Below are 26,032 nucleotides of genomic sequence, written 5' to 3' on the forward strand. Positions count from 1 at the left end.
GCCCGCACCTGACCTAAAGTCAACGCGTCGAGACGCCGCCTTGCAGGAGAACGGGCAAGTTCTCGACGTTCACGCCCTCGATACGCGAACGCGATCCGGCCCGGGCGCGCCCGACGAATCGGAGGGCGCGCCCGCCCCCGCGCCATGGTCAGCGCTGGACCACCTGCATCAGGTTGCCGTAACCCGCCTGCACCGCCGTGATCAGGCTGGCGCTCGTGTTCCATTGCCCGAGAACCGCGTGGTTCGCCTCGCCGCTCTGACGCAGAAGCACCGTCGAGTCGGCAGTCCGATATAGAGTCACGTCTGCCGTCTGGCTCAGATCGTATTGAGAGACGGCGATCGAAGAATTTGTCGTTTCTTGTTGCGAAAGCACGGCGTAGTGCTTCTGGCCGAATTGAGACAGCCAGATCGAGCTGTCCTTCGTGCCGCTCTGGATGATGATATTGTCGTTCTTGTAGCCATTCTGTCCAACGTAGATCACGCTGAACAGTCCTGACGTCTGCGTGACCTGCGTGTTGTTTTCCGTGTCGGCCTGATTGAGCTGGATCACATTGCCCTTGCCGCCGCTCTGGCTGAGCGCGAAGGTGTTGCGGTTGCCCTCCTGGACGCCCGAGATCATGTTGTACTGGCCGTCCTGGGTGATGGTGCCGGCCTCGGCGCCGCTCGCGTCGCGGCCGTTCTCCAAGCCGCTCTGCTCGAAGGTCACGGATCCGCCCTGACCGGTCTGCGTCAGGTCGATGAACGCGCGCTGCCCGGTCTGCCTGAGATTGGCCACGTTGGAATCGCCCGCCAGGGCGGCGGAGGCGACCACGACACCCGCGAGACCGGCGACGACCGCCGCGAAATTCCTCGACATTTGCATTCCCCGATAGATGACTGATCTTCACGATGCACAGACATGTCGAACTGGAGCGTCTTCGGTGACAATTGCGTGTCACCAGCACAGTCGAACGTCCGTATTAACGCAGCGTTAGGTATTATGATCGCGGCCGGCCCGCATCATTCATTCTGATGAAGCGCGGCGCGGGACCCCGACCCGGTGCCCGCGCGCGGCGGCGGGCGCCCCCGCCGCGAGGCGCCGAAATGCCGGGAGAACAAGAGGAAACCGCGACGTGCCGCCGCCATCGCCCGCGGTGCCGCGATGGGCGCGGGCAGACTACCTACGCGGCAGCGGCTCGGCGGGAGCCGTGTCGAGCGGGTCCGGGCGCGCGGCGCGGCTCGCCGGGCCGGCCGTCTCCGGCTCACCCGTCAGGTCGATCACCCGCTCCGAAGCACTGGTCTGCGCCGCATCGTCGGGCGCGAGCCAATCGCCGGCCGGACCGGCCGGGAGCGCGCGGGCCGGTCGGGAAGCATGCGGCCGCTCGGGCGTGATCGGGGGAAGCGGGGAGGGCGGGACGGGTTGGAGTCCCGGCGACAGGGCCCTGTCGATGCAGGCGCGCACCGCCGCGAAGTCGCCGGCGCGGGTGCACTCGTTCACGCCGGTCAGTGCCTGAGGCGTGGCCGGTCCCGTGCCGCAGCAGAGTGCCGCGAGGGCGAGGAGCAGCGCGCGCGGGCGGGTCACCGCGCGCTCCCGGACGGGACGACCTGCTCGATCTCGATCGCGCTGGGCTCGCGGGGTTTGAGCCGCACCGGCTTGCGCGGTTCGGCCTCGGCCTGCGGCGGCGGGGAGGGCGGGGCCGGGGGCTCGGCGCTCCGGCGCCCAGCGGCCGGCGCCGCTCCCCGCCCGTCCAGGCGCCCGAGCCGCACCTTCACGCCGCGCGCCGTCCGCGTGGCGGTGTCGAACTCGCAATCGTAGGTGACCCTCACCCACTGGCCCTGCGGATCGAGGAAGCGGATCGAGTCGCCGCGGAAATGCGCGACCGTGCTGCGCTCCGGCGGCGGCACGGCCTGCTGGAAGATGCTGCCGACCGGGCGGCTGAGCCAGTCGAAATCGCGCGGCGCCTCGCGCTCGATCCGCGGCGCGCAGGCCTGCACGGCGAGCGGCACGGCCTGGCGCACGCATTCCTCGTCGCAAAGCGGCTTGGCGGGGCCATTGGCGGGGCCGGGAGGCGCGGCCGCCTGAGCCGCAGGCGGCCCGGCCGCGGCCGGTCGGCCCGCTTCGCCGGGACAGCCGGCCCGGGCTTGCCCGCGTCCGGCGGCTTGGTTGCCTCGGCCGGCTTGGTTGCCTCGGCCGGCTTGGCTGCCTCGGCCGGCTTGGCTGCCTCTGCCGGCTTGGCATGCTCCGCGGCGTGCGCGCACGGGCCGGGCAGCGACAGGGCCGCCAGGATGGCCGGCAGGAGCGCGGAGACGCGACGCTTTCTCTGCTTCATGGTGCAACCCTCGCTGGAGGTCACGGGGCACTCCGTCGGCGGCGCCCTTCGGTCAGGCGATGAGACTCGTCCGGGCCAGCAGCACGACGAGTTCGGCCTGCCGCGACGTGCCGGTCTTCTCGAAGATCGCGGCCAGCTGCGTGCGGAGCGTGGTGATGCTGACGCCGCGCGCCTTGGCGATCCGGGCGAGCGGCATGCCGGTGGAGAGCTGCGCGGCGAGCCGGGCCTCCGCCGCCGTCAGCTGGAAGACCTTCTCCAGCACGATCTCGCGGACCGGCGTCGACGCCTTGGGATCGACCAGGATCACCAGCCGGCGCGGAGCCGGCTCGGGACCGATCGGGAGAGAACGAAAGGCCAGCCATCGCGCCGGCGCGCCCGGCGGCGCCTCGCACTCGATCCGTCCGTGGGGGTCGTCCCGCGCGGCGTGCCGGATGCGGGCCAGGACCGCGTCGCCCGCCTCGTCCGCCCCGGCGCCCCGCAGCAGGCCGGCGGCCGTCCGGTTGATCTCGACGGCGTCGCCCGAGGCGGCGAGGAGGAGCGCCCCGATCCCCATGCGGTCGAGGAGGTCGGGTCCCCACAGGTCGCCCGTCCCCTGCCGCTCGCCGTCGCGCGCATCCCGGTCGTCCACGTTCGGCTCCGCGTGAGGTCTCGGCCGCGTCCCGGCCCGCACCGGGGCGCCGGCCCCGCGTCGCGGCACCCGCCATCAGCCCTTGGCGACGACGGGCGCGTCCGCGGGCTCCGCCTGGATCGGGGGAGAGCCGTCCTTGTCGCGGTCGCGATAGGCCTTGACGAGGGCCCGTCCGACGTCGGGCTTGAGGAACTTCCACAGACCCTTGTCCGCGCCCTCCATGATCGTGGCGTAGACGGCGAGTTCGATCGCCTCGCGGACGGCGAGCTGGGTCGGCTCGTTGCGCGTGATGCCGCCCTCGACCTCGAGCAGCTTGTTCACGGCCACGTACCGGAAGGTGTTCGTGGCGAGCGCGATCGAGTAGATCGTCTTCGTCACCGTGGCGCTCGTCAGCACCTCGCCGGTCTGCACCGAGACGATGCGCAGCCCGACCGTGACGATGTCCCGCCGGTACTTCACGTCGCCGCCGATGCCGAGGTAGCGGGCGCCGATCCCGCCGGTCACCATGTTGGCGTCGTAGGCCAGGATGCCGCCCTCCGCGAGGAGGCCCGCGAAGCGGATCGGCGGCAGCGGCCTCGCCCGGTCCTGGTCGAATTCCTGGCGCGTCGCCCGGATGAGCTGACGCTCCTGCAGGACGTTGGCGAGGCCGCTGCGCTCCACGACCCGGAACCAGCGGCCGCCGCCGGTGCGCCGCAGGGCATCGACCAGGAAGGCGGCGCCGCCCTGCGTCACCGCGCGCGAGTATTCCGCGAACGTATCGCTCGGCTTGTTCTGGCCGGTCAGGTCGGGGAAACTGTAGACGGCGATGTCGATGGCGCGGGCCGGCGGCGGCAGCGCCTCGAGGTTGAGGCCGGTCGGGGAGGGCTTCGTGACCTCGGGCGCCTCGTTCAGCGGCTCGCGCTGGCCCGAGGTGACGCAGCCGCCGCACAGGGCGCCGAGGCCGACCGCCCCGGCGGCGATCAGCGGGCGGAGAGGGGATCGCCGGATCATCGTCTCGAACATCCTCGATGGAGGCGGGCACGTTCCGCGCCGCCGGTCGGCGCGACGGCGCACGAGGCCGCCGCGCAGCGTCGGGCGGCCGGCCCGTCCGGCGCGTCCGTTGACGCAGGGGAATTTGTTCGCGTTATGGTTAACCCACGGTTAGCCGGACCGCACGATCGCGCTCTCGTGGTGAGACACGCCGCGCCGGCCCGCGGCCGGTCGAGCCTCGACGCCGGGGCATGCGGGACCGACGAGGTCCGGAACGCCGCTTCGTCGGCGTCCGACCCCGCGCGAGCGCACGGCCGCGTCGCAGCCGCGGGCCTGGGCTTAGGCTTGTGCTTGGGCCTGGGCTTGTGCTTGGGCCTGGGCCCGGGGGTGAACCAGGCGCGTCGATCGGGGTGCCGGACGGGGAGGGGCGGTCAGGCCGGGCCCGTCCGGGCCGCCAGGCGGCCGCGCGCGCGCTCGGGGGAGCGGCGTCCCGGACGGAGAAGGCTCACGACAGGCCCCGGCGGATCGCCGCCCCGACGATGAGCGTGGCCAAGGCCGCGGCCCCGGCGCCGTCCTCCAGCGCCCTCTGCGGCTCGTCGGGCATCACCCACAGCCACACCACGACGGTGGCGAGGACGGCGATGCCGATGGCGGCGATGACCCCGCGGCTGATCATGTCTGCTCCTCGGGCTGTGCGCGGAGCCGGCTCCGGCCCCGTGATCCTCCTCGGCCAAGATCGTGCCGGCCGCAAGCGGGCGCCGCCGCGGCGGCGCCTCGGGGCGCGAGCGATCTCGCTCGCGACCGCGGGTAAGCCGCGGCCGGCGCTCCCGGCGCCTCTCCCGCGGCGCGCGCCGCCCTCAACCGCGCGCCGCTTCCCCGCGGCGCGTCTCGGGGGGCCGGCGGCCGTCCGGCACCTCGGCCCAGCTGCGGCCGTCGAGGAGGCGACGGGCGGCCCTCCCGCCGGTCCGCCCGCCCTCCGCGAGCCCTCCGTCGGGCTCGGGCGGTCCGCCGCCCACGCTCCCGTCCCCGTGCTGATGGAAGCGGAAGGCGACTCCGGCCGCCGCGCACTGGTCCCGCAGCGCGCGGGCCCAATCCGGATGCATCGGCCGGCTCCCCGGTCCCGTCTCGCCGCCGACGACCACCCAGTCGAGGCCCTGCCGCCCCTCGGGCAGCAGCGGGAGCGCGGCGAGGCCGGTGCGGAAGTCGGCCCCTCCATCGAGCCTCGCGCTCGCCGAGACGGCGCCCGTCAGCGCGTCGAGGTCGAGATGGGCGGCGATTCGGAGCGCGCGCAGGTCGACGGGGCCGAGCAGCGGCTCCGCCGAGATCCAGCGCAGGGCGGCGGGCGTCGCGAGCAGGTCGAGGATCCGCTCGTTGGCGCGGCCCTGGTCCTCGGCCGAGACGCCGAGCCAGACGTTCGGCAGCGGCCTGCGCTGCACCACGAGGAGGTCCCTCAGCCCGTCCGCCAGCGCCCGGGCGCCGGCATGCGCGCGGGCGGCGTGCCCGAGCTCGTCCATGATCCGGCCGCCGCGGCCGCGATCGCCGAGGTAGGCCCGCATGCGCGCCGACCGCTTCGTCAGCACCTGGAAGGTGTGGTGCGGCGCCAGCGCCATGACGGCGAAGACGCGGTCGATCCACCTCTCCGGGACGGCCTCCGCGAACAGGTCGCCGTGCGCGCAGACGCGGATCATCCGCGGCCGGCGCCAGCGCAGCGGCCGGTCCAGCCACGCCTCGTTGAACCGCACCTCCCCCGTCCAGACGGGACCCGCCTCGCCGTCCCGCGTCAGCCCCGCCCGCGAGGGGTGGTGCCGGAGCCGGGTGCCGGACAGCCGCATCGCGTCGCAGCGGAGGCAGCCGGCGGAGACCGCCGAGCAGCCGGTGATGACGTTCCAGGTCGCGTCCGGCGGCGCATCGCCGTGCTCGGACCGTGTCATCGCCCGGCGCTGCGCGGTTCGGCGCCCGCGACGTGCGCGAAAGACCCTGCACCGTGCGGCAGAGTGAGCAGGTGCAGCATCGCGGGGCGCCGAAATCGCTCCCTGGTCAAATTTTTACGCATCAGAACTTGTTGTCCAGCAAGTCTCATCTGCGTGCCTATGGCAGATTCGGCGATGTCAGCCAACCGCCGCAGCAGTGAGCTGGACCGATGTTGCGCGAAATCAAGACGAAACAGGAAATCGCGAGCCTCCTGCGGGAAAGGCTCAGCGATGCCGGCCTGGGCCACCTCGTCGAAATCTCCGTCGTTCCCGTAACGGGATGGAACCGCTATGACCCCGATTTCCAGCTGATCGTGAACGATCCTTGCGAGGCAATTGCGAGAGCTATTCTTTGCGAAACGAAAAAGATGCTGTCGCAGCTCTGCGGCGAGTACGATGTTTGCCGAGGCGGCGAGCAGTAGATCGGCCGGCTGCCGCCCTCCCCGCCGTGCCGCAGGGCGGATCCCGCCGCCTCTTCGCGGCGTCGCGCCGGCCGGAGCGGGGCCCGCCCGCCTCCGGCGGCATGCCGTCCCGGCGCGGGGCCCACCCGGCGGCGCCCACCGAGGAGCCGGGCTGCCGCTGCCGGCGGGCTCCACGCGACGAAGCCGCGACGTGACGAAGCCGCGACCTGCCGCCCAGCCCGGGGGCGGTTCATCGCGACCGGCCGGCCCGTCCGGCGCCGGCGCACGCGGGCGCCGGAGTCCCTCTCCGGCCTGATCTCCCGCCATGCCGTTCCGGCCCCTCCCACCTCGGCTCGACCCTCACGGACGCTCGATCGGCATCGGTGTCCGACACGGCTTGCGAGATGGCGGATCGCAAGATGTCCGATTTGACGTAGGGATTGTCCGTTCGCGCGACGCCGGACATGCTGTAGGTGTCTAACACTTCTCACTATCCTCCGATGCGGGGCGCTGCCGAATTGTTCGGATAATCTGCCCTGCGGCGCTGATAATGAGGAGATTCCGGTGGAAAAACTTATCATCACGGCAGCCGTGAATGGCGGTATCACCAATCGCGAAAAAAATTCCAATGTCCCTTACTCCCCAGAAGAGATCGCACAATCAGTTGTCGAGTGCTGGAATGCCGGAGCTGCGATCGCCCATATCCACGCGCGCAACCCTGACGGATCGCCATCCTATGCAGCAAGCACCTACAGGGAGATCATCGATCGTATTCGCGACCGCTGTGACATCATCATCAATTTCAGCACTTCGGGCTTGAATCTCCCCAAAGGTCAGTCTGTCTCTGAAGCCTGGAACCATCTCCAATTCAAACCCGAAATTGCCTCGTTCAATTGCGGCTCGATCAATCACGGTGGCAAGCCGTTCATCAATCCTCCAGAGATGTTCCGGGCGTTAGCCGCCGACATGCAACGGTTCGGAGTCAAACCCGAGATCGAGGTCTACCACGAAGGCGTGATCGAGGAAGCCAGGCTCCTGATGAAGGAGGGCCTTCTTCCTGACAAACCGTTGTTCACATTCGCTCTCGGGATCCGCGGCGCGACGTCGGCGACGTGCAAGAACCTTCTTCATCTCTCCGAATGCATTCCATCCGGAAGGCCCTGGTCGGCCCTGGCGATCGGCAAGGCTCAGCTTCCCATCAACGTGCATACCATTCTGCTCGGCGGTCACGTCCGAACGGGATTCGAGGACAACGTCTACTACTCGCGCGGCGAGCTTGCGCGGAGCAACGCACAGCTTGTCGAACGCATCGTCAAACTGTCTGAGGATTTCGGCCGCGAGATCGCGTCGGTGTCAGACGCGCGAAAGCTGCTGGATCTTTAGAGCATTTTCCGACGAAGTGGATGCCGGTTCGTCGCGGACAATGCGGCAAGATCAAAGATCGAGAGCGGCACCCGATTGCAACGTGATCGGGTGCCGCTCTAGCCGCTCCGCTCCCCGTTCGACGAGTCACCCTTCGGCGTCGGTCGGAGCACCGTCGCATCGCACGGACGACGCCGGTCACGGGTGGACGCCGGATGCGGCCCGTTGAACAATCCGAGAGATGATCGCCAAGAGCACCGATCCCGCCAAGAGCACCGATCCTGCCAAGAGCACCGATCCCGAGGACTACGAGGCGTCGCGCCACGGGATCGTCGCGATGCCCAAGGAGTTCCCGTCCGGCTTCCATGTTCCCTCGCACGTGCACAAGCGTGCGCAGCTGATCTATGCGACCGCGGGCGTGATGGAGGTGACGACGGCGGACGGCCTGTGGCTGCTGCCGCCTCAGCGCGCCGTCTGGATGCCGGCCGGCATCGCTCATGCGATGCGGGCTCGATGCGACGTGTCCCTCCGAACGCTCTACATCGCGCAGGAGGCCTGCCCCGCGTCGTTTCCCGAGACGCCCCGATCGGTCCGCGTATCGGTTCTCCTGAGGGAGTTGATCCTGCGCGTGGCGAGGATGCCGCTGGAGCGGGAGCCGACCGAGCACGAGCGGCGCGTTCTCGATCTGCTGCTCTACGAGATCACCTGGGAAGCCGACGGCGTCCTCTATCTGCCGATGCCGAAGGACAAGCGGCTGGCAGGCCTCTGTCAGGCGCTGATCGACGACCCCGGAGACGGCCGTGACCTGGGAGACTGGGCGAGGCAGGCCGGAGCGTCGTCGCGAACACTGGCGCGGTTGTTCAAGCGGGAATTCGGAAGCAGCTTCCTGGTGTGGCGAAAGCAGCTGCGCGCGCTCTGCGCCCTGCCACGCCTCGCGGCCGGCGAGCCGATCAGCGTCGTGGCGATCGACCTCGGCTACGAGACGCCGGGCGCGTTCGCGGCCATGTTCCGGGGCGTGATGGGGGAAAGGCCCAGTCGCTACTTCGACGCGGGCGTTCCAGCGCCTCTGGGCGACGCGCACCTCACGCTGTCCGATCTGACGTAGCGTTTGACCGGACCCGCGACGCGAGACAGCGACGCCGCGCGTATCGTCCTCGCCCATGATGCAAGGCAGATCATCGCGATCCTACCTCGTCCTGGTGCTCCTCTCGACCTTTCTCCAGGGGTCGTCCTTCGTAGCCACCAAGGCCGTTCTCCAGGACGTTCAGCCGATGTGGCTGGCGACGCTGCGCTTCGCCCTGGCCGCAGTGTCGTTGCTGCCTGTCCTGATCCCGCGCCTCCTGCGGCCGCGCGGGGAAGGCGGCCCGCCGCTGCCCTGGCTCCGGCTCGCCATCATCGGCCTGCTGCAATCCACCGGCGTCATGGCCTTCCTGAACATCGGGCTGACCTCGACCACGGCACCGATGGCCGCCATCCTGATGGCCAGCAATCCGCTGCTCGTCGCGCTGCTCGCCGGCCTCGTCCTCAGGGAACCCGTCCGCGGGCAGGTATGGGCGGGGCTCGCGATCTCGTTCATCGGCGTGGTGATCTGTATCGGCGCGGGTACCGTGATTCATGGAGCGGTCGGCCGGGGCGAGCTCCTGGTCATGCTCGGCTCGACATGCTGGGCCCTGGCGACGCTCGTCACCAAGCGTTTCAACCTGCATGTCGACGCCTGGGTGCTGGCGTTCTGGCAGATGCTGTTCGGGTCCATGGCGCTCGCGCTCGTCGCGCTGGTCCGCGGCGACGATTTCAGCCTGCCGGCCAGCACGACGACGTGGCTGTATTTTCTATGGCTCGCCATACCTGCCTCGACGGGCGCGATGGGGCTCTGGTTTGCCGCCCTTCGGATCGGCGGAGCGGTTCACACGAGCGGGTTCCTCTTTCTCTGTCCGCTCTTCGCGGCGGTGATGGCCTTCGTCCTCCACGGCGAAGTGGTGTCGTGGAATGAGATCGCGGGAGGCCTGCTGATCGCGATCGGGATCGTACTGGTCACCCGGCAGCGTGCTCTCGCGGCGCTCCCTGCAACGACTGGCCGCGCGTCGGCCGGGAGGGTGCCGTGACGGCCCACTTTCCCCTGCGCAGGCCGCGCCGGCTCCGCCGAACGTCGGCGATGAGGTCGCTCGTGCGCGAAACCAGCCTGTCCTCGCACGACCTCATCTATCCGGTGTTCGTGGAGGAGGGCATCACGGACCCGATCCCGATCCCGACGATGCCCGGGATCACGCGCGTGCCCGAGCGAATGCTGGCCCGGGAGATCGCGCGACTTGCCGCGGACGGCCTCAGGGCAGTGATACTATTCGGAATCTCGCATCGTAAGGACGCCCACGGCAGCGACACCTGGGACCCGAACGGTCTCATGGCGAGGATGGTGCGGATCGCCAAGCGGGAAGTCCCTGATCTGATCGTGATCACCGACAATTGCTTCTGCGAATACACGCATCACGGCCATTGCGGCGTCTATCGTGAGGGGCAAGTCGACAACGATGCGACGCTGACCAACCTCGGTCGCCAAGCGCGGGTCGCCATCGAGGCAGGGGCCGACATGGTGGCTCCCTCGGCGATGATGGACGGGCAGGTCGCTGCCATCCGCCGTGCGCTGGACGAGGGGGGCCATCACGACGCGCCGATCCTGGCCTATTCGTCGAAGTTCGCGTCGGCGTTCTACGGTCCCTTCCGCGCGGCGGCGGCCTGCGAGCCGATCGGGGACCGCTCGTCCTACCAGATGGATCCGGCGAACGGGCGGGAGGCCTTGCTCGAGTCGCTGCTGGACGAGGCCGAGGGCGCCGACATGCTCATGGTGAAGCCAGGCTTGGCCTATCTCGACGTGCTGACGCGGTTGCGGGACCGCACGCCCCTGCCGCTCGTCAGCTATCAGGTCGGCGGCGAGTACGCGATGATCAAGTTCGCGGCCGATGCCGGCGCTCTCGATGAAGCGGCGACGGTCCGTGAAAGCCTGTTGGCCATGAAACGGGCCGGTGCGACCTTGATCGTGAGCTACTATGCGCACCGTGCCGTGAAGGACGGGTGGATCGGTCTGTCCTGACGGCCCGGGCGGGCGCATTGCCTCGCCCGAGAGGCGCCCCGCAGGCGGGTCGCTGCCCGATCTGCTGTGCTCCCCGCGGCGTGTCGGCGGTGGAGGCAACGGAGAGGCGGCGTCGGGCGCCCCCGGATTCGACCCCCCGGGCGACGACGCGGGTCACGTAACGTCATTGTCCGGGCCGGATGGCCGTTCACCGGCGGGGATGGGCATGGCCCTGTCGCGCAGCATTCGAGTGGCGACCCCGGTAGGGCTCGAACCTACGACCTGCCGCTTAGAAGGCGGCTGCTCTATCCAGCTGAGCTACGGGGCCGGGCGCCGGTGCAGGTCGACACACCACGGCCGGAGCCCGCGGTCAAGGGACGCGCCGGCCCGGGCCGGGGGCGCCGGCGAGGCGCCGGCCGGGCGCGGCCCTCAGCCGGCCGCCAGGGCGTGCAGCCGGTCGAGATCGACGTGGCGCTCCAGGTGGTCGGCGAGCGCGTCGAGCGTCGAGTCCAGGCCGGCCTCGTAGGAGGCGCCGGAAGGCGCCGCCCCGAGGCGGCCGAGCCAGAGGGCGCGCTGGCGGTCATCCGCGAACAGCCCGTGGACGTAGGTGCCGCAGACCAGGCCGTCGGGCGAGACCGCCCCGTCCGGCCGGCCATCCGCGAGCCGCAGCAGCGGGCGGGCCGCGTCGGGGCCGCGCGTCTCGCCGAGATGCATCTCGTAGCCGCGGAAAGGGGTCGCGTCCGGCAGGCTCACGCCCTCGGCCGGGGCGAGCCGCTTGTCCGGGGTCATCACGGTCGCGACGTCGAGGAGGCCGAGACCCTCGATCTCGGGCAACTCGCCCTCGATCCCGTGCGGGTCCGCGATGCGCGTGCCGAGCATCTGGTAGCCGCCGCAGAGGCCGAGCACCCGTCCCCCGCGGCGCACATGCGCCTTGAGGTCGATGTCCCAGCCCTGCTCCCGGAAGGCGATCAGGTCCGGGATCGTGGTCTTCGAGCCCGGCAGCAGGACGAGGTCGGCCTCGGCCGGGAGGGGACGGCCGGGCGCCACCAGCACCACGCTGACGCCCGGCTCCGCCCGCAGCGGGTCGAGATCGTCGAAATTGGCGATGCGCGGCAGCACCGGCACCGCCACGACGCGCCCGCCCGGCCGCTCCGCGCCCCTGAGCCCGAGCACGTCCTCCGCCGGCAGGCGGGCCGCCTCGGGGAAGTGCGGGATCAGCCCGAGGGCCGGCCAGCCCGTGCGCGCCGCGATCAGCGCCATCCCGTCCGCGAACAGGTCCGGATCGCCCCGAAAGCGGTTGACCAGGAACCCGCGGACCATCGCCGCGTCCTCCGGGTCGAGCACCGCCCGCGTCCCGACGAGGCTCGCGATCACGCCGCCGCGGTCGATGTCGCCGAGGAGCACCACCGGCGTCCCGCTCGCGCGGGCGAAGCCCATATTGGCGATGTCGCCCGCGCGCAGGTTCACCTCCGAGGCCGAGCCCGCCCCCTCGACCAGGACGAGGTCCGCCTCCGCGCGCAGGCGCCCGAAACTGTCGAGCACGCAGGCCATCAGGCGCGGCTTCCAGCCCTGGTACTCCCGGGCCCGGGCCGTGCCGACCCGGCGCCCCTGGACCACCACCTGCGCGCCGGTCTCGGATTGCGGCTTGAGCAGGACGGGATTCATGTGGACGGAGGGCGCCACGCCGGCCGCCCGCGCCTGCAGGGCCTGGGCGCGGCCGATCTCGCCGCCCTCCGCCGTCACCGCGGCGTTGTTCGACATGTTCTGCGGCTTGAAGGGCCGCACCCTCAGCCCCCGGCGCGTGAAGGCCCGGGCGAGCCCGGCCACGATCAGCGACTTGCCCACGTCCGAGCCCGTGCCTTGGATCATCAGGGTGCGGGCATTCATCGGCGGCCCTCGCGCGGGGAAAGCGCCGCCTTACCAGAGCCGCCGGCGGACCAGAAGCGCGCGACTTGAGCGGGCCCTGTGGCAGGATGGCCATAGGCTGCGGCCACGCTTCACTCTATCTTTGGGTGTAGTTCTGCGAACAACCCGGATCCGCGCCGATGACGAAGACCGCCCTCCTGACCGGCGCCGCCCTGGCGCTCCTCTCCGGCGCCGCCGGGGCCGCCGACCTGCCGCTCCGCGCGGCGCCGCCGCCGGTCTTCGCCGCCGTGCCGGTCTTCACCTGGACGGGCTTCTACGCCGGACTGCACACCGACTACGTCTTCACCGAGCGGCAGCGCATCACCACGGTCGGCAACACCGCCTTCAACCAGGCCAACGTGGCGGCGCTCCTGCGCACCCCGACCACCTTCGCGGAGGTCGACGGCTTCGCCAACGTGGGCGGCGGGATCGGCTACAATTACCAGTTCACGCCGGGCAACGGCCTCGTGGTCGGCGTCCAGGCGGACGTGTCCTGGACCGCGATCGAGAAGAACCGCGGCTACCTGAGCCCGACCGTTCCGGTGCTGGTCAGCACCTACAAGCACAGCCTGAACTACCTCGGCACCGTGGTCGGCCGGGCCGGCTACGCGTTCGACCGGTTCTTCGTGTTCGGCCTCGGCGGCTTCGCCTTCGGCGACGTGACGACGGGGGCGAACTTCTACAATGGCGGCCTTGCCCTGGCCTATACCGGCCGCACCAGCGACGTCCAGACCGGCTACGCCTATGGCGGCGGCATCGAGTACGCGATCCCGGCGGACAGCTTCCTGGCCAAGTTCAACGTGCTGAGCCTGCTCGGCTTCCAGACCGCCGCGGTGACCCTGAAGGCCGAGTACCTGCACTACGACCTCGGCCGCCGCAACCTGCTCGTCAACAACACCGGTCTTGCCGGCTCGCCCGGCTCCTACACCTCGCGCTTCCAGACCGAGGGCAACCTCGTGCGGGCCGGCTTCAGCTACAAGTTCAGCGGCCTCTGATACGCCATCCGGTTGATTGCGTCGCGAGGCGGATGTCGGATGAGCGGCAAGGCCGGGAGGGGATCAGAACTCGATCCCCTCCTGCGCCCGCACGCCCGCCGCGAAGTGATGCTTGACGAGGGTCATCTCGGTGACGAGGTCGGCCGCGGCGATCAGTTCGGGCTTGGCGTTGCGCCCGGTGACCACGACGTGGAGGTCCGGGCGCCGCGCGGCCAGCGCGGCCACCACCTCGCCGAGAGGTAGGTAATCGTAGCGCAGCGCGATGCTGAGTTCGTCCAGGATGAGGAGGCGCAGGCCGGCATCCGCCATCAGGCGGAGCGCCTGGGCCCAGGCGGCCTCGGCGGCGGCCACGTCCCGGGCCCGGTCCTGCGTCTCCCAGGTGAAACCCTCGCCCATCGTGTGCCACGCGACCTGATCCCCGAACCGGTCGAGGGCGAGGCGCTCGCCGGTCTCCCAGGCGCCCTTGATGAACTGCACGACGCCGACGCGCCAGCCGCGCCCGAGCGCCCGCAGCATCAGCCCGAAGGCCGCCGTCGACTTGCCCTTGCCGGGGCCGGTATGGACGATGAGGAGGCCCTTCTCGATCGTCTTGCCCGCCACCTCCGCGTCCTGCACGGCCTTGCGCTTGGCCATCTTGGCGCGGTGGCGCGCGGCCTCGTCGGTCTCCATCCTCAGCCTCCCTTCAGGACGAGCGGCAGCCCCGCCGCGACCAGCACGACCCGGTCGGCGATGGCGGCGAGGCGCTGATGCAGGCGCCCGGCCTCGTCGCGGAAGCGGCGGGCGAGGGCGTTGTCCGGCACGATCCCGAACCCGACCTCGTTCGAGACCAGGACGAGGGGGCCGGGATGGTGCCCGCAGGCCGCGACCAGCGCCGCCGTCTCGGCCGCGAGGTCGGCCTCGGCGAGGAGCGCGTTGGTCAGCCACAGCGTCAGGCAGTCGACCAGGACCGGCCGGCCGGCCGGGCTCTCGCCGAGCAGGGAGGGCAGGGCGCGGGGCGCGTCGCGGGTCTCCCAGCCGGCGGGCCGGCGGGCGCGGTGGTCGGCGATCCGCGCGCGCATCTCGTCGTCGTAGGCCTCGGCCGTCGCGACGTAGAGCCAGGGCGGCGGCAGCGCCTGGACGAGCCGTTCCGCGTAGGCGCTCTTGCCCGAGCGGGCGCCGCCGAGCACCAGGGTCAGGCGGGGCAGGGCCGCCGGTTCACTCGCCACCCGGGTTTCTCCACCAAGCCACGCGTACCCGTCGCCCGCGCCTATGGCACAGAGCCGGCGCGGGCGCGAGCGAAGCCGGCAATCCCGCGCATGCGCTCGGCGAGGAAGTCCACCAGCACCCGCAGGCGGGCCGGCATCGAGGCGCCGCCCACGAACACCGCGTGGATCGCCTCGCGGTCCCCGGGGTTGAAGGGTTCGAGCAGCGGCACGAGCCGCCCCGCCGCGAGGTCGTCGGCGATGTGGAAGTCGCCCACCCGCGTGACGCCGACGCCCGCGAGCGCGAGCTGCACCAGCGTCTCGCCGTTGTTCGCCCGCATGTTGCCCCGTACGGCGAGGAGGTGATCGCGGCCGTCCTCGCGGAAGGGCCAGCCGGGCTCGACGCGCCGGAAGCTGAACTCGAGGCAATTGTGGGCGGCGAGGTCCGCCGGCACGAGCGGCGTCCCGGCGCGGGCGAGGTAGGCGGGCGAGGCCACCACCGTGCGGCCGGTCTCGCCCAGGCGCCGCGCGGTGAGCGGGCCGTCGGCGAGCGGCCCGAAGCGGATCGCCACGTCCGCGCGCCCTCCGAGCACGTCGGCGAGTTCGTCCGACAGGTCGATCTCGACCACGATCTCGGGGTGAAGGGCGGCGAAATCGGCAAGCAGCGGGACGACCGCGAGCCGGCCGTGGGCGGTCGCCGCGCTCACCCGCACCCGTCCGCGCGGCCGGCCCTGGTCGGCGAACGCCCGCTCGGTCTCGTCGAGGTCGGCGAGGATGCGCCGGGCCGCCCGGCCATAGACCTCGCCCTCCGCGGTGAGGCGCAGGCTGCGCGTGGTCCGCACGATCAGCCGCACGCCGAGCCGGGCTTCGAGGCGCGCGACGATTCGGCTCACGGCCGAGGGCGTCAGGCCGAGCCGGCGCGCCGCTCCGGCGAGGCTGCCGGCCGCGACCACTGCCAGGAAGGCGCTCATCTCGCCGGCCCGATCGGCCCCGTCCCGTCCCATTCGTGAGCCTCGCGCACGGATCTCGGTCCCGCCCATCGGCTACCGCGCCGAGACCCGTTCCGCCACCTGATGTCGCGGAACGACGAGGATCATCACGATGAAGAGCAATCCCGCCCTGCTCGCCCTGGCCGTCGGGGCCTTCGGCATCGGCGTGACGGAGTTCACCCCGATGGGCATGCTGCCGCTGATCGCGGGCGATCTCGGCGTCTCGAGCCCGGCGGCGGGCCTCGTGGTCAGCGCCTACGCCCTCGGCGTCCTTGTCGGGGCACCGCTCGTGACGCTCGCGGCGGCGCGCCTCCCGCGCCGTCGCCTGCTGGTCGGCCTGATGGGGATCTTCACCCTGGGCAATGTCCTGGCGGCCCTCGCGGGCGGCTACGCGATGCTGGTCGCCGCCCGGCTCGTCACCTCGCTCAACCACGGCGCCTTTTTCGGCGTCGGCGCGGTGGTGGCGGCGCAGATCGTTCCGCCGGAGCGCAGGGCCGCGGCGGTGGCGACGATGTTCTCGGGACTGACCGTCGCCACCATCGGCGGCGTGCCGCTCGCGGCCTGGATCGGCGAGGCGCTCGGGTGGCGCGCGGCGTTCTGGGGCATCGCGGGAATCGGCGTCCTCGCCATGCTGGCGCTCGCCCTCGCCCTGCCGGACCTGAAGGCCGAGGCCGGCGCCGACCTGCGCGGGGAACTGCGCGCGCTGGTCCGCGGGCCGGTCCTCGCCGCGCTCGGCCTGACCGTGGTCGGATTCAGCGCGATGTTCACGGTCTTCACCTACATCGTCCCGATCCTGCAGGTCGAGGCGGGGATGTCCGCCGGCGCCGTCACCGCCATGCTGGTGCTGTTCGGAATCGGGCTGGCGGCGGGGAACTGGCTCGGCGGAGCCCTCGCCGACCGCTCGGTGGACGGCACCATCGCGGCGGCTCTGGCCGGGATGGTGGCCCTTCTCCTGGTCTTCGCCGCGACCTTGCGCGCGGAGGTCGCGGTCGCGATCCTGATCCCCCTGTGGGGCGTCGCCAGCTTCGCTCTGGTGCCGCCGCTCCAGATGCGGGTGATGAACGAGGCGCGCGAGGCCCAGAGCCTCGCCTCGGCGATGAACATCGGCGCCTTCAACCTCGGCAACGCGGTCGGGGCCGCGCTCGGCGGCGCGGTGATCGACGCGGGGCTCGGCCATCCCGCCGTGCCGCTCGCGGGAGCCGCCATGGCGGCGGCGGGCCTCGCCATGCTGGTGGCCCTTCGCCGGGACCGCCGTCCGCGCCCCGTCCCGGCGGCCTGCTGAGCCCGGATCGGGCCGGCCCGCGGCGACGGAAGCCGGGGCTCCTGCCGCGATCGCGCGCGGTTGCGGGTGCGATTGCGGGCGCGATAGCCGGAAACCCGCCCTCCGGCCGATTGCGCGCGGGGGGCCGAGCCGCTACCTTCCGCCGCGACGGTGCCTCGGCGACGAGGTGAAAAGGGAACGCGGAGCGGGGCCAGCCCCGGAAGCCGCGGCTGCCCCCGCAACTGTGAGCGGTGCGGGCCCGCCATCGGCCACTGGAGCGATCCGGGAAGGCGGCGGGCACGGTCCACCATCGCGAGCCAGGAGACCTGCCGTCACCCCTTCCTCTCGACGCCGCCGGCGGGGCGGCAGGAGTTCACCATGGTTGCTGCTCTTCGTGCCCTCGCTCCCGCCCAGACCGGCGAACGCCTCGTGGCGGTCTGCGTCGCCGCCGCTCTCGGCATCGGGCTGATCTTCGCGTCGGGCTTCTCGCCCGCCGTCGCGCTGCACAACGCCGCGCACGATTGGCGCCACGCCAACAACTTCCCCTGCCATTAGGGCGCGAGACCCTCGCGGACATGACCCGCGCGACGCCCTGAGGGCGCCGCGCGGTCTTCGCGTTGGCAGGATGACCGAGATGACGATCCGACTCCTCTCCGCGGCCCTGGTCGCGGGCTTCCTCGCCGCTTTCGTGGCGTCGGGGCTGCAATTCGCGCTGACCTCCCGGCTGATCCTGGAGGCCGAGACCTACGAGAACCACGCCGCTCTGGCCCCGGCGCCGGCGCTGATCGTGCGCGCCGCCCATTCCGAGCACCAGCACGGCGGCGGCGCCGCCGAGGCGGAGGAGTGGCAGCCCGCACCGGGCCTGCCGCGCCTCGCCTTCACGGCGCTCGCGACCCTGGTGACCGGCGTCGGCTACGCGCTCCTCCTCGGCGCGGTGCTGCTCGCCACCGGCCGCACCGTCACGCGCAGCGAGGCGCTGCGCTTCGCGATCGGCGGCTTCATCGCCGCGAGCCTCGCCCCGGCGGTCGGCCTGCCGCCGGAGCTTCCCGGCATGGGCGGGGCCGCGCTCGAAGCGCGGCAGGGCTGGTGGCTGGTGACGGCCCTCGCGACCGCGTCCGGCCTCTTCCTCGCGGTGATCCGTGGCGGGGCGCTCGCGACCGCCGCGGGGCTCGCCCTCATCGTCGCGCCGCATGTCTGGGGGGGCCCGCACGTCACCGAGAGCGGCGCGCTGCCGCCGGCCCTGGCGGCGCAGTTCGCGGCCCGCTCCCTCGCCATCGGCTTCGTCTTCTGGACGGTGCTCGGGCTCGGCTTCGGCTGGGCCTGGGACTGGGTCGCGCGCCGGCCCGAGGGGGCGCGATGAGCCTGACGCTCTACGTCTGCACCACCTGCCGGGCGCAGGCCGATCCGCCCGAGGGGCCGCGGGCCGGCGCCCGGCTCCACGCGGCGCTGTCCGAGGCCTTCGCGGGCGAGGACGTCTGCGTCACGCCCGTCGAGTGCCTGTCGGTGTGCAAGCGGCCCTGCACGGTGGCGGTCGCCGCGCCCGGCCGCTGGACCTACGTCTACGGCGACCTCGATCCGGCGGGCGCCGTCGCGATCCTGCGGGACGGCCTGTCGCGCTACGCCGCGGCCCCGGACGGGATCGTGCCCTGGCGCGAGCGTCCGGAAGCCTTCCGCAAGGGCGTCGTCGCCCGCATCCCCCCGCTGCCCGCATGACCCTCCTGACCAAGATCCCCTGCACGATCGTCACCGGCTTCCTCGGGGCGGGAAAGACGACGCTGGTGCGCCACGTGGTCGAGCACAATGACGGCCGCCGGCTCGCGATCATCGTGAACGAGTTCGGCGATGTCGGCTTCGACGGCTCGCTGCTGGCCTCCTGCGGCGTGCCGGGCTGCGACGAGGACGCGGTGGTGGAACTGCCCAACGGCTGCATCTGCTGCACGGTGGCGGACGATTTCGTGCCCGCCCTGAACAAGCTCCTGGACCGGCCGGAGCCGCCCGAGCACATCCTGATCGAGACCTCGGGCCTCGCCCTGCCCAAGCCGCTGGTGCAGGCCTTCAACTGGCCGGCGATCCGCTCGCGGGTGACCGTCGACGGGGTCGTGGCGGTGGTGGACGGTCCGGCGGTGGCCTCGGGAGCCTTCGCGGACGACCCGGAGGCGTTGGCGGCCCAGCGGGCGGCGGATTCCTCGGTCGATCACGACAACCCCTTGGAGGAGGTGTTCGAGGATCAGCTCCTCTGCGCCGACCTCGTGGTGATGAACAAGGCCGACCTCCTCGACGCGCAGGCGCGCGCGGCCGTGCGCGCCGCCGTGGAGGCGCAGCTGCCGCGGGCGGTGAAGCTCGTCGAGACCGCGCACGGGGCGATCGACCCGCGCGTGCTGCTCGGTCTCGGCGCCGCGGCCGAGAGCGACCTGGCGGCGCGCCCCTCCCACCACGAGACCGAGGAGGACCACGACCACGACGACTTCGCCAGCGTGGCGGTCCCGGTCGCGGCGGCGGCCTCGCCGGAGGATCTCGCGGCCAGGGTGGCGCGGGCCTCGGACGTGCCCGGGGTGCTGCGCATCAAGGGGTTCTGCCCGGTCGAGGGCAAGCCGATGCGCCTCGTGGTCCAGGGCGTCGGCCGCCGGATCGCGCATCATTACGACCGGCCCTGGCGGGCCGGCGAGGCGCGGGACGGCCGGCTCGTGGTGATCGGCCTCGCCGGCTTCGACCGGGAGGCGGTCGCGGCGGCCTTGGCGGGGTAGGGTGCGGGAGGGCAGGGGGCGGGACGCCCCCTGCCGGGGGCCCGGGGCTGCCCCCGGGCCTTGAGGAGGGGAGCCATGTCGGAGCCCGCGTCGCGGCGCTGGACGGTGCCGGAATTCTTCGCCTGGCAGGAGCGCCGGGAGGCGCGCGACGACCTGGTCGGCGGCGTCCCGGTCCGCGTGATGACGGGCGCCCGCGACCCCGACGCCCTCACGGCGGCCTCCCCGCGCCTCGTCCGCGGGGCGCAGCCGTCCGGCGGGGCCTGATGCATCTCCTGCGCGTCGATTCGGTCTCGCTCGACGAGGGCGAGGCGGCGGTGGATCCGGGCCAGTCGCCCGGGGACGTGGTGGCCCTGTCCTTCACGGATTCGGACCTCGCCGGCCTCGCGGCCGCGCAGGCGGAGGCGGGCCGCGCCGCGGCGATGCCGAGCCTGCGGCTCGCCAAGCTGGCGCGGCTGCGCCACCCCCTCTCGGTCGACCTCTACGCCGAGCAGGTGGTGGCGCGGGCGCGGTTCGTGGTCGTGCGCTGCCTCGGCGGACTCGATTACTGGCGCTACGGCGTCGAGCGGGTCGCGCAGGTCTGCCGGGCCGGCGGCATCCCGCTCGCAATCCTGCCAGGCGACGACCGGCCGGATCCGCGGCTCGCCGCCTTCGGCACGGTCCCGGCCGAGCTGCGCGAGACCCTCGACGCCTATTTCCGCGCCGGCGGGCCCGAGAACCTGCGCCGGATGCTGCTGCGGATCGCGGGCGAGCTCGGCGCGCCGGTGCGGGCGGAGCCGCCGCGGCCGCTGCCGCGGGGCTTCGTGTGGTGCCCCGGCTGCGGGATGACGGAGCCCTCGCGCCTGCCGGCCGCGTGGCCGGGCGCGGCGACGGCCCTCGTGCTGGTCTACCGCTCGGCCGTGCTCGGGGGGGATGCGGCCCCGGCCGCCGCGCTGGCGGCGGCCCTGCACGCGGAGGGGCTCGCGCCCGTCGTCGTCGCGGTGTCGAGCCTGAAGGACCCGGAGGCGGTCGCCGCCCTGCGGGAGGCGATCGTGGCCCGCCCGCCCGCCATCGTGGTGGCGGCCACCGCCTTCTCGGCGCGGGAGGACGCGCGCTTCGTGCTCGACGCGGCCGCCTGCCCGGTGATCCAGGCCTTCACCGTCGGGGCGCCGCGCGCGGCCTGGGCGGCCTCGGGGCGGGGGCTCGGCGCCGCCGACCTCGCCATGCAGGTGGCGCTGCCGGAATTCGACGGCCGCCTCGCCGGATATCCGATCAGCTTCAAGGAGGAGGTGTCCGAGAGCGAGGGCTTCACGCAGCGCCGGGCCATCCCGGATTTCGCCGGCTGCGCGGCCCTCGCCGCGCGGGCGGCCGCCTGGGTCCGGCTCGCGCGCCGGAAGCCGGCGGAGCGGCGCCTCGCGCTGGTCCTGTCCGACTACCCGGCGCGGGGAGGGCGGGCGGGCTTCGCGGTCGGCCTCGACACCCCGGCGAGCGCCGTCGCGATCCTCGACCTGCTGGCGCGGGAGGGCTACGCGGTCGGGCCGCGCCCGGCGCCGGGGGCGCTGATGCGGCGCCTCACCGAGGAGGCGCCCGCCCTGGCGGTGCCGCTCGGCGCCTATCGGGCCTGGCTCGCGCGGCTGCCGGCGCCGTCGCGCGAGGCGCTCGCGGCCGCCTGGGGCGAGCCCGAGCAGGATCCGGCGCTGCGGGAGGGGGCCTTCCGGTTCCGCGCCGCCCGGATCGGGCAGGTGCTCGTGGCGCTGCAGCCGGACCGGGGACGGGCGGCCGGCGATCCCGAATCCCGCAAGGCGGGTTACCACGACCCGGACGCGGTCCCGAGCCACGCCTACCTGGCCTTCCACCTCGCGCTCCGGGAGCAGGCGGACGCGCTGATCCATCTCGGCACGCACGGCACGACCGAGTGGCTGCCCGGCAAGGCGGTGGCGCCCTCGCCCCTGTGCTGGCCCGCCCTCGCGGTCGGGGCGCTGCCGGTGATCTACCCCTTCATCGTCGACGATCCCGGCGAGGCGGCGCCGGCCAAGCGCCGGCTCGGGGCGGTGACGATCGGGCACCTCACGCCCGAGACCGCCGCGGCCGGGCTCGACCCGCAGGCCGCGGCCCTGAGGGAGCTCGTGGAGGAATACGCGACGGCGAGCGTCCTCGACCCGCGCCGGGCCGGGCTGATCGCGCGCGGCATCCTGGAGCGGGCCGACGAGGCGGGGCTGCTCGACGCGGCCGGGATCGACCGGGCGACCCCGATGGAGGAGGCGCTGCCCGCCCTCGACGCGCATCTGTGCGACCTCGCCGAGGTGACGATCCGGGACGGGCTGCACGTGTTCGGGCAGGCGCCGGCGGGCCGCGAATGCTGCGCCGAGGGCGAGCGGGCGGGATTGCTCGCGGCGCTCGACGGGCGCTTCGTGCCGCCGGGGCCGGCGGGCTCGCCCTCGCGCGGGCGCGCGGACGTGCTGCCGACCGGGCGCAACCTCACCACCCTCGACCCGCGGGCCCTGCCGACCCGGGCGGCGTCCCTGCTCGGCGAGAGGGCCGCCGCCGAGGTGGTGCGGCGCTACCTGCAGGACGAGGGCGAGTACCCGGCGCGGATCGTGATGGACCTGTGGGCCTCGCCGACCCTGCGGACGGGGGGCGAGGACGTGGCGCACGCCCTCGCGCTGATGGGGGTGCGCCCGACCTGGGACCATGCCTCGACGCGGGTGACCGGGTTCGAGGTGCTGCCGCTCGCCCTCCTCGACCGGCCGCGCATCGACGTGGCGGTGCGGGTCTCGGGCGCCTTCCGCGACACGTTCCCGGAGGCGCTGGCGCTCCTCGACCAAGCGGCCCGGGCGGTGGCGGCGCGGGAGGAGGAGGATGCGGACAACCCGCTCGCGGCGGCGCGGCGGCGCGGCGAGGCGGTGGCCCGGGTCTTCGGCGCCGCGCCCGGGCGCTACGGGGCCGGGGCGGCGGGGCTCGCCCTCGACGGCGCCTTCGCGGGCCGGGAGGATCTGGGCCGGGCCTACCTCTCCGCCACCGCGCAGGCGGCGGGGCCCGGGGAGGGCGATTTCGCCGGGCTGGTGGCGGCGGCGGATGCCTACCTGCACGCCTTCGACGTGGCCGAGCGCGACCTCCTCGACGGCGACGCGGCGGCGGACGCGATGGGCGGCTTCGCCGCGGCGGCGGCGCTCGCCGGCGCGGCGCCCGCCCTCTACAGCCTCGACGTGAGCCGGCCGGAGGCGCCCCGGGCGCGGACGGCCGCCGAGGACGTGGCGCGGCTGGTGCGGGGGCGGCTCGCCCATCCGCGCTGGATCGCCGCGCAGCTGCGGCACGGCTGGCGCGGCGCGCAGGAACTGGCGCAGGGGCTCGACGCGCTCTTCGTGCTGGCGGCCACCACCGAGGCGGTGCGCGACGCCGATCTCGACCGGCTCTACGGGGCCTGGATCGGCGACCTCGCCACCTGCGAGGCGATCGAGGCGGCGAATCCGGCCGCGGCGCGGGCGATCCTCGACCGGTTCGAGGATCTGCGCCGTCGCGGGCTGTGGCGGAGCCGGCGCAACTCGCTCGCCGCCCTGGACCCCGCATCCCGGGAGGCGGCGGAATGAACCCGGCCCCCCGCCGCGGCTGGTGCCCCGGTGTCGCCCGGCCGATGCCGACGGGGGACGGGCTGCTGGTGCGCGTCCACCCGCCGGCCGGCCGGCTCACCGCCGCCCAGGCCCTGGCCGTGGCCGAGGGCGCGCGGGCCTTCGGCAACGGCCTGATCGACGTGACGGCGCGCGGCAACCTGCAGGTGCGGGGCGTCGGCGCCGAGACCCATCCGGGCCTCGCCGCGCGGCTCGACGCGGCCGGGCTCGGCGACCGGCGGCGGGATGGCGGGCCGCAGCGGCTCACCCTCGCCTCGCCCCTCGCCGCGCGGGAGGACGGGCTCGCCGCGGTGATCGCGGCCCTGGAGGAGGCCGGGCTGCGCGTGGCCGGGCTGCCGGCGAAGACGCTCGTGGCCGTGGAGGCCGATGCCTGGGGGGTCGGGCCGGTCGAGGCGGATCTGCTGGTCCGCCGGCTCGGCGGGCCGGATGCCGGGGCACCCGAGCGCTTCCAGGTCGGCCTCGGCGCGGCGGACGGCCTCGCCTGGACCCGGCCCGTCCCGGCCGACCGGCTCGTGCCCGCCGCGGAGGCGATCCTGGCGGGCCTCGCGGGGAGCGGCGCGCGGCGGATGCGGGCGCTCGACGCGCCGGCGCGGGGCGCGTTGCGCGACGCCGCCGGGCTCGCGCCGGGCCCGCCGCCGCCGGCCGCGCCGCCGCTCGATCCCGGGCCGCACCCGCTCGGGGAGGGACGCGTCGGCCTCGTCGCCGAACTGCCCTTCGGGCGCTGCGACGCCGACCGGCTCGCCGCGCTCGCCGCGGCGAGCGCCCGCGACGGGGACGGCACCCTCCTGCTGACGCCCTGGCGCGGCGTGATGCTCGTGGGGGAGGGCCCGCGGGCGGCGCGGAACCTCGCCGCGGCGGCCGCGGCGGCCGGCCTGATCACCGATCCGGGCGATCCAAGGCGGGCCATCGCGGCCTGCCCGGGCCGCCCGGCCTGCGCCTCGGGCGGCACGGCCGCCTCGGCCGACGCGGCGCGGCTCGCCGCCGCGCGGCCGGACCTCGCGCGGCGGGGCCTCACCCTGCACGTCTCGGCCTGCCCGAAGGGCTGCGCGCATCCGGCCGCGGCCGACCTCACCCTCGTCGGGCAGCCGGACGGCCGCTACGGGGTGGTGCTCGCCGGTCACGCGGGGGGCGCGCCGCGCCTCACCCTCCCTTTCGACGCGGTGCTTGAGCGGCTAAACAGCGCCGAGACCGCCACCGACCTCAGGCACGCATTCCGGGAGCCCGCATGAGCACGCGCCTCGACTATATCCGCGACGGCGCCGCGATCTATGCGCGCTCCTTCGCGATCATCCGCGCGGAATCCGACCTGTCCCGCTTCGAGGGCGCGGCGGAGCGGGTCGTGGTGCGGATGATCCACGCCTGCGGCATGACCGACCTGCCGGCGGACGTGGCGGCCTCGCCGGATTTCGCGCGCGCCGGGGAGGCGGCCCTGCGGGCGGGCGCCCCGATCCTGTGCGACGCGCGCATGGTGGCGGACGGCGTCACGCGGGCGCGGCTGCCGGCCGGCAACGAGGTGATCTGCACCCTCGCCGACCCGCGCGTACCGGGCCTCGCGGCCGAACTCGGCACGACGCGCACCGCCGCCGCGATGGAATTGTGGCGCGCGCGGCTGCCGGGCGCCGTGGTGGCGGTCGGCAACGCGCCGACGGCCCTGTTCCGCCTGCTCGAACTCCTCGACGAGGGCGTGGCCCCGCCCGCCGCGGTGATCGGCGTGCCGGTGGGCTTCGTGGGCGCGGCGGAGTCCAAGGAGGCCCTGGCCGAGGACGGCCGGGTTCCGTTCCTGATCGTGCGCGGGCGCCGCGGCGGCAGCGCCATGGCGGCGGCGGCGGTCAACGCGCTGGCGAGCGAGGTCGAGTGATGGACGCGCTGACCGGGCCGCCGCCGGCGCCCTCCTGCCCGCAGGAGCGCCCCCTCGCCGCCGTCACCGGCACGCTCTACGGCGTCGGGATGGGGCCGGGGAACCCGGACTACCTCACCGTGCGGGCCGTGCGCGTGCTGGAGCGCGCCCATCACCTCGTGCATTTCTGCAAGGCGGGCCGCCGGGGCAACGCCCGCACGATCGCCGACGCGGTGGTGCGCGACCCCGCGCGGGAATGGCCGCTCGCCTACCCGTACACGACCGAACTCCCGCCGGAGGACCCGACCTACGTGTCCGCGCTCGCCCGCTTCTACGACGAGGCGGCGGCCGAGATGGCGCAGGCACTCGGCGCCGGGCGGGACGTGGCGATCCTGTCGGAGGGCGATCCGTTCTTCTACGGCTCCTTCATGCACCTGTGGCGGCGGCTGAAGGACCGCTTCCCGGTGGAGGTGGTGCCCGGGGTGACGGGGATGTCGGGCTGCTGGACGCGGGCCGGGACGCCGATCACCTGGGGCGACGACGTGCTGACGGTGCTGCCGGCGACGCTGCCGGGCCCGGTCCTGGCGCGGCGCCTCGCCGACACCGATGCGGCCGTGATCATGAAGCTCGGGCGGCACCTGCCGAAGGTGCGCGCGGCCCTGGCGCAGGCGGGGCTGCTCGGGCGGGCGGTCTACGTCGAGCGCGGCACGATGGCGGGCGAGGCGATCGTGCCGCTCGCCGAGAAGCCCGACGAGTCCGCGCCCTATTTCTCGATCGTCCTGGTCCCGGGCGAGGGCCGGCGCCCATGAGGCCGG

General features: G+C 73.5%; 27 protein-coding genes, 1 tRNA gene and 1 riboswitch. Of the genes, 16 read left to right on the forward strand and 12 right to left on the reverse strand.

Annotated features, from left to right (window positions below; all coding sequences use genetic code 11):
• Positions 1–148: 148 nt before the first annotated feature.
• From QA634_RS12230 to QA634_RS12260, 7 genes are all read right to left on the reverse strand, one after another.
• The gene (locus QA634_RS12230; RefSeq protein WP_012332281.1) at positions 149–856 is read right to left on the reverse strand and encodes a hypothetical protein; all 708 of its coding nucleotides are present in this window, start codon (positions 854–856) and stop codon (positions 149–151) included.
• A 300-nt stretch (positions 857–1,156) separates the two neighbouring features.
• Complete coding sequence (locus QA634_RS12235; protein WP_283027498.1) at positions 1,157–1,561, reverse strand: hypothetical protein; 405 nt, start codon at positions 1,559–1,561, stop codon at positions 1,157–1,159.
• The gene (locus QA634_RS12240) at positions 1,558–1,998 is read right to left on the reverse strand and encodes a hypothetical protein (RefSeq protein ID WP_283027499.1); all 441 of its coding nucleotides are present in this window, start codon (positions 1,996–1,998) and stop codon (positions 1,558–1,560) included. Before QA634_RS12240 ends, QA634_RS12235 begins: the two co-directional genes overlap by 4 nt.
• 363 nt (positions 1,999–2,361) lie before the next feature.
• Positions 2,362–2,937 carry a helix-turn-helix transcriptional regulator gene (locus QA634_RS12245; protein ID WP_012332283.1) on the reverse strand — a complete coding sequence of 192 codons (576 nt, stop codon included), beginning with the start codon at positions 2,935–2,937 and terminating at the stop codon, positions 2,362–2,364.
• Positions 2,938–3,012: 75 nt separating this feature from the next.
• Entirely contained in the window at positions 3,013–3,927 is a 915-nt protein-coding gene (locus tag QA634_RS12250) for a CsgG/HfaB family protein (protein WP_043702302.1), read from the reverse strand.
• 484 nt (positions 3,928–4,411) lie between these two features.
• Positions 4,412–4,582 carry a hypothetical protein gene (locus QA634_RS12255; RefSeq protein ID WP_012332285.1) on the reverse strand — a complete coding sequence of 57 codons (171 nt, stop codon included), beginning with the start codon at positions 4,580–4,582 and terminating at the stop codon, positions 4,412–4,414.
• Between the two features lie 181 nt (positions 4,583–4,763).
• Positions 4,764–5,837, reverse strand: coding sequence for a phage Gp37/Gp68 family protein (locus QA634_RS12260; RefSeq protein ID WP_012332286.1), 1,074 nt, complete (start codon positions 5,835–5,837; stop codon positions 4,764–4,766).
• A 209-nt stretch (positions 5,838–6,046) separates the two neighbouring features.
• Between QA634_RS12260 and QA634_RS12265 the strand changes: the two genes are divergently transcribed.
• From QA634_RS12265 to hemB, 5 genes are all read left to right on the forward strand, one after another.
• On the forward strand, positions 6,047–6,298 hold the full coding sequence (locus QA634_RS12265; RefSeq protein ID WP_012332287.1) for a hypothetical protein: 252 nt from the start codon (positions 6,047–6,049) through the stop codon (positions 6,296–6,298).
• A gap of 543 nt (positions 6,299–6,841) precedes the next feature.
• A complete protein-coding gene (locus QA634_RS12270; RefSeq protein ID WP_012332288.1) occupies positions 6,842–7,660 on the forward strand; it encodes a 3-keto-5-aminohexanoate cleavage protein in 819 nt (272 codons plus the stop codon).
• Between the two features lie 220 nt (positions 7,661–7,880).
• Entirely contained in the window at positions 7,881–8,744 is an 864-nt protein-coding gene (locus QA634_RS12275; protein ID WP_012332289.1) for an AraC family transcriptional regulator, read from the forward strand.
• A gap of 58 nt (positions 8,745–8,802) precedes the next feature.
• Positions 8,803–9,741: a DMT family transporter gene (locus QA634_RS12280; RefSeq protein WP_265576645.1), complete on the forward strand. Its 939-nt coding sequence runs from the start codon at positions 8,803–8,805 to the stop codon at positions 9,739–9,741.
• Between the two features lie 50 nt (positions 9,742–9,791).
• Positions 9,792–10,724, forward strand: coding sequence for a porphobilinogen synthase (hemB, locus tag QA634_RS12285; RefSeq protein ID WP_445928384.1), 933 nt, complete (start codon positions 9,792–9,794; stop codon positions 10,722–10,724).
• Positions 10,725–10,954: 230 nt separating this feature from the next.
• Here hemB and QA634_RS12290 read toward each other — a convergent pair.
• Positions 10,955–11,031: transfer RNA gene (locus tag QA634_RS12290), tRNA-Arg, on the reverse strand.
• Positions 11,032–11,132: 101 nt separating this feature from the next.
• Positions 11,133–12,590: a cobyric acid synthase gene (locus tag QA634_RS12295; RefSeq protein WP_012332292.1), complete on the reverse strand. Its 1,458-nt coding sequence runs from the start codon at positions 12,588–12,590 to the stop codon at positions 11,133–11,135.
• A 158-nt stretch (positions 12,591–12,748) separates the two neighbouring features.
• Between QA634_RS12295 and QA634_RS12300 the strand changes: the two genes are divergently transcribed.
• A complete protein-coding gene (locus QA634_RS12300) occupies positions 12,749–13,603 on the forward strand; it encodes an outer membrane protein (protein ID WP_012332293.1) in 855 nt (284 codons plus the stop codon).
• Between the two features lie 63 nt (positions 13,604–13,666).
• Here QA634_RS12300 and cobO read toward each other — a convergent pair whose 3' ends face one another.
• From cobO to QA634_RS12315, 3 genes are read right to left on the reverse strand one after another with little or no spacing between them, the layout of a single operon-like run.
• Positions 13,667–14,272: a cob(I)yrinic acid a,c-diamide adenosyltransferase gene (cobO, locus tag QA634_RS12305; protein WP_012332294.1), complete on the reverse strand. Its 606-nt coding sequence runs from the start codon at positions 14,270–14,272 to the stop codon at positions 13,667–13,669.
• 2 nt (positions 14,273–14,274) lie between these two features.
• Entirely contained in the window at positions 14,275–14,808 is a 534-nt protein-coding gene (gene cobU, locus QA634_RS12310; protein WP_012332295.1) for a bifunctional adenosylcobinamide kinase/adenosylcobinamide-phosphate guanylyltransferase, read from the reverse strand.
• A gap of 41 nt (positions 14,809–14,849) precedes the next feature.
• Positions 14,850–15,788 (reverse strand): LysR family transcriptional regulator, encoded by a 939-nt coding sequence (locus QA634_RS12315; protein WP_012332296.1) that lies wholly within the window; start codon positions 15,786–15,788, stop codon positions 14,850–14,852.
• A 97-nt stretch (positions 15,789–15,885) separates the two neighbouring features.
• On the opposite strand from QA634_RS12315, the gene QA634_RS12320 reads away from it, so the two are divergent.
• The 10 genes from QA634_RS12320 (at position 15,886) to QA634_RS12365 (ending at position 26,026) form a co-directional block, all read left to right on the forward strand.
• Positions 15,886–17,055 (forward strand): MFS transporter, encoded by a 1,170-nt coding sequence (locus tag QA634_RS12320; RefSeq protein WP_012332297.1) that lies wholly within the window; start codon positions 15,886–15,888, stop codon positions 17,053–17,055.
• A gap of 131 nt (positions 17,056–17,186) precedes the next feature.
• Positions 17,187–17,382: riboswitch (cobalamin riboswitch) on the forward strand.
• A 30-nt stretch (positions 17,383–17,412) separates the two neighbouring features.
• Positions 17,413–17,589, forward strand: coding sequence for a CbtB domain-containing protein (locus QA634_RS12325; protein WP_012332298.1), 177 nt, complete (start codon positions 17,413–17,415; stop codon positions 17,587–17,589).
• Between the two features lie 79 nt (positions 17,590–17,668).
• Positions 17,669–18,394, forward strand: a complete 726-nt coding sequence (locus tag QA634_RS12330) for a CbtA family protein (RefSeq protein ID WP_012332299.1) — start codon at positions 17,669–17,671, stop codon at positions 18,392–18,394.
• A complete protein-coding gene (locus tag QA634_RS12335; RefSeq protein WP_012332300.1) occupies positions 18,391–18,747 on the forward strand; it encodes a DUF1636 family protein in 357 nt (118 codons plus the stop codon). The genes QA634_RS12330 and QA634_RS12335 overlap by 4 nt, the downstream gene beginning before the upstream one ends.
• Positions 18,744–19,778: a cobalamin biosynthesis protein CobW gene (cobW, locus tag QA634_RS12340; protein ID WP_012332301.1), complete on the forward strand. Its 1,035-nt coding sequence runs from the start codon at positions 18,744–18,746 to the stop codon at positions 19,776–19,778. The genes QA634_RS12335 and cobW overlap by 4 nt, the downstream gene beginning before the upstream one ends.
• Before the next feature lie 75 nt (positions 19,779–19,853).
• The gene (locus QA634_RS12345) at positions 19,854–20,042 is read left to right on the forward strand and encodes a hypothetical protein (protein ID WP_043701130.1); all 189 of its coding nucleotides are present in this window, start codon (positions 19,854–19,856) and stop codon (positions 20,040–20,042) included.
• A complete protein-coding gene (gene cobN, locus QA634_RS12350) occupies positions 20,042–23,341 on the forward strand; it encodes a cobaltochelatase subunit CobN (RefSeq protein WP_012332302.1) in 3,300 nt (1,099 codons plus the stop codon). The genes QA634_RS12345 and cobN overlap by 1 nt, the downstream gene beginning before the upstream one ends.
• A complete protein-coding gene (locus QA634_RS12355; RefSeq protein WP_012332303.1) occupies positions 23,338–24,609 on the forward strand; it encodes a nitrite reductase in 1,272 nt (423 codons plus the stop codon). Before cobN ends, QA634_RS12355 begins: the two co-directional genes overlap by 4 nt.
• Positions 24,606–25,238, forward strand: coding sequence for a precorrin-8X methylmutase (locus QA634_RS12360; RefSeq protein WP_012332304.1), 633 nt, complete (start codon positions 24,606–24,608; stop codon positions 25,236–25,238). Before QA634_RS12355 ends, QA634_RS12360 begins: the two co-directional genes overlap by 4 nt.
• On the forward strand, positions 25,238–26,026 hold the full coding sequence (locus tag QA634_RS12365) for a precorrin-2 C(20)-methyltransferase (RefSeq protein WP_012332305.1): 789 nt from the start codon (positions 25,238–25,240) through the stop codon (positions 26,024–26,026). Before QA634_RS12360 ends, QA634_RS12365 begins: the two co-directional genes overlap by 1 nt.
• Positions 26,027–26,032 lie beyond the last annotated feature (6 nt).

Source organism: Methylobacterium sp. CB376, assembly GCF_029714205.1.
Classification (GTDB): domain Bacteria; phylum Pseudomonadota; class Alphaproteobacteria; order Rhizobiales; family Beijerinckiaceae; genus Methylobacterium.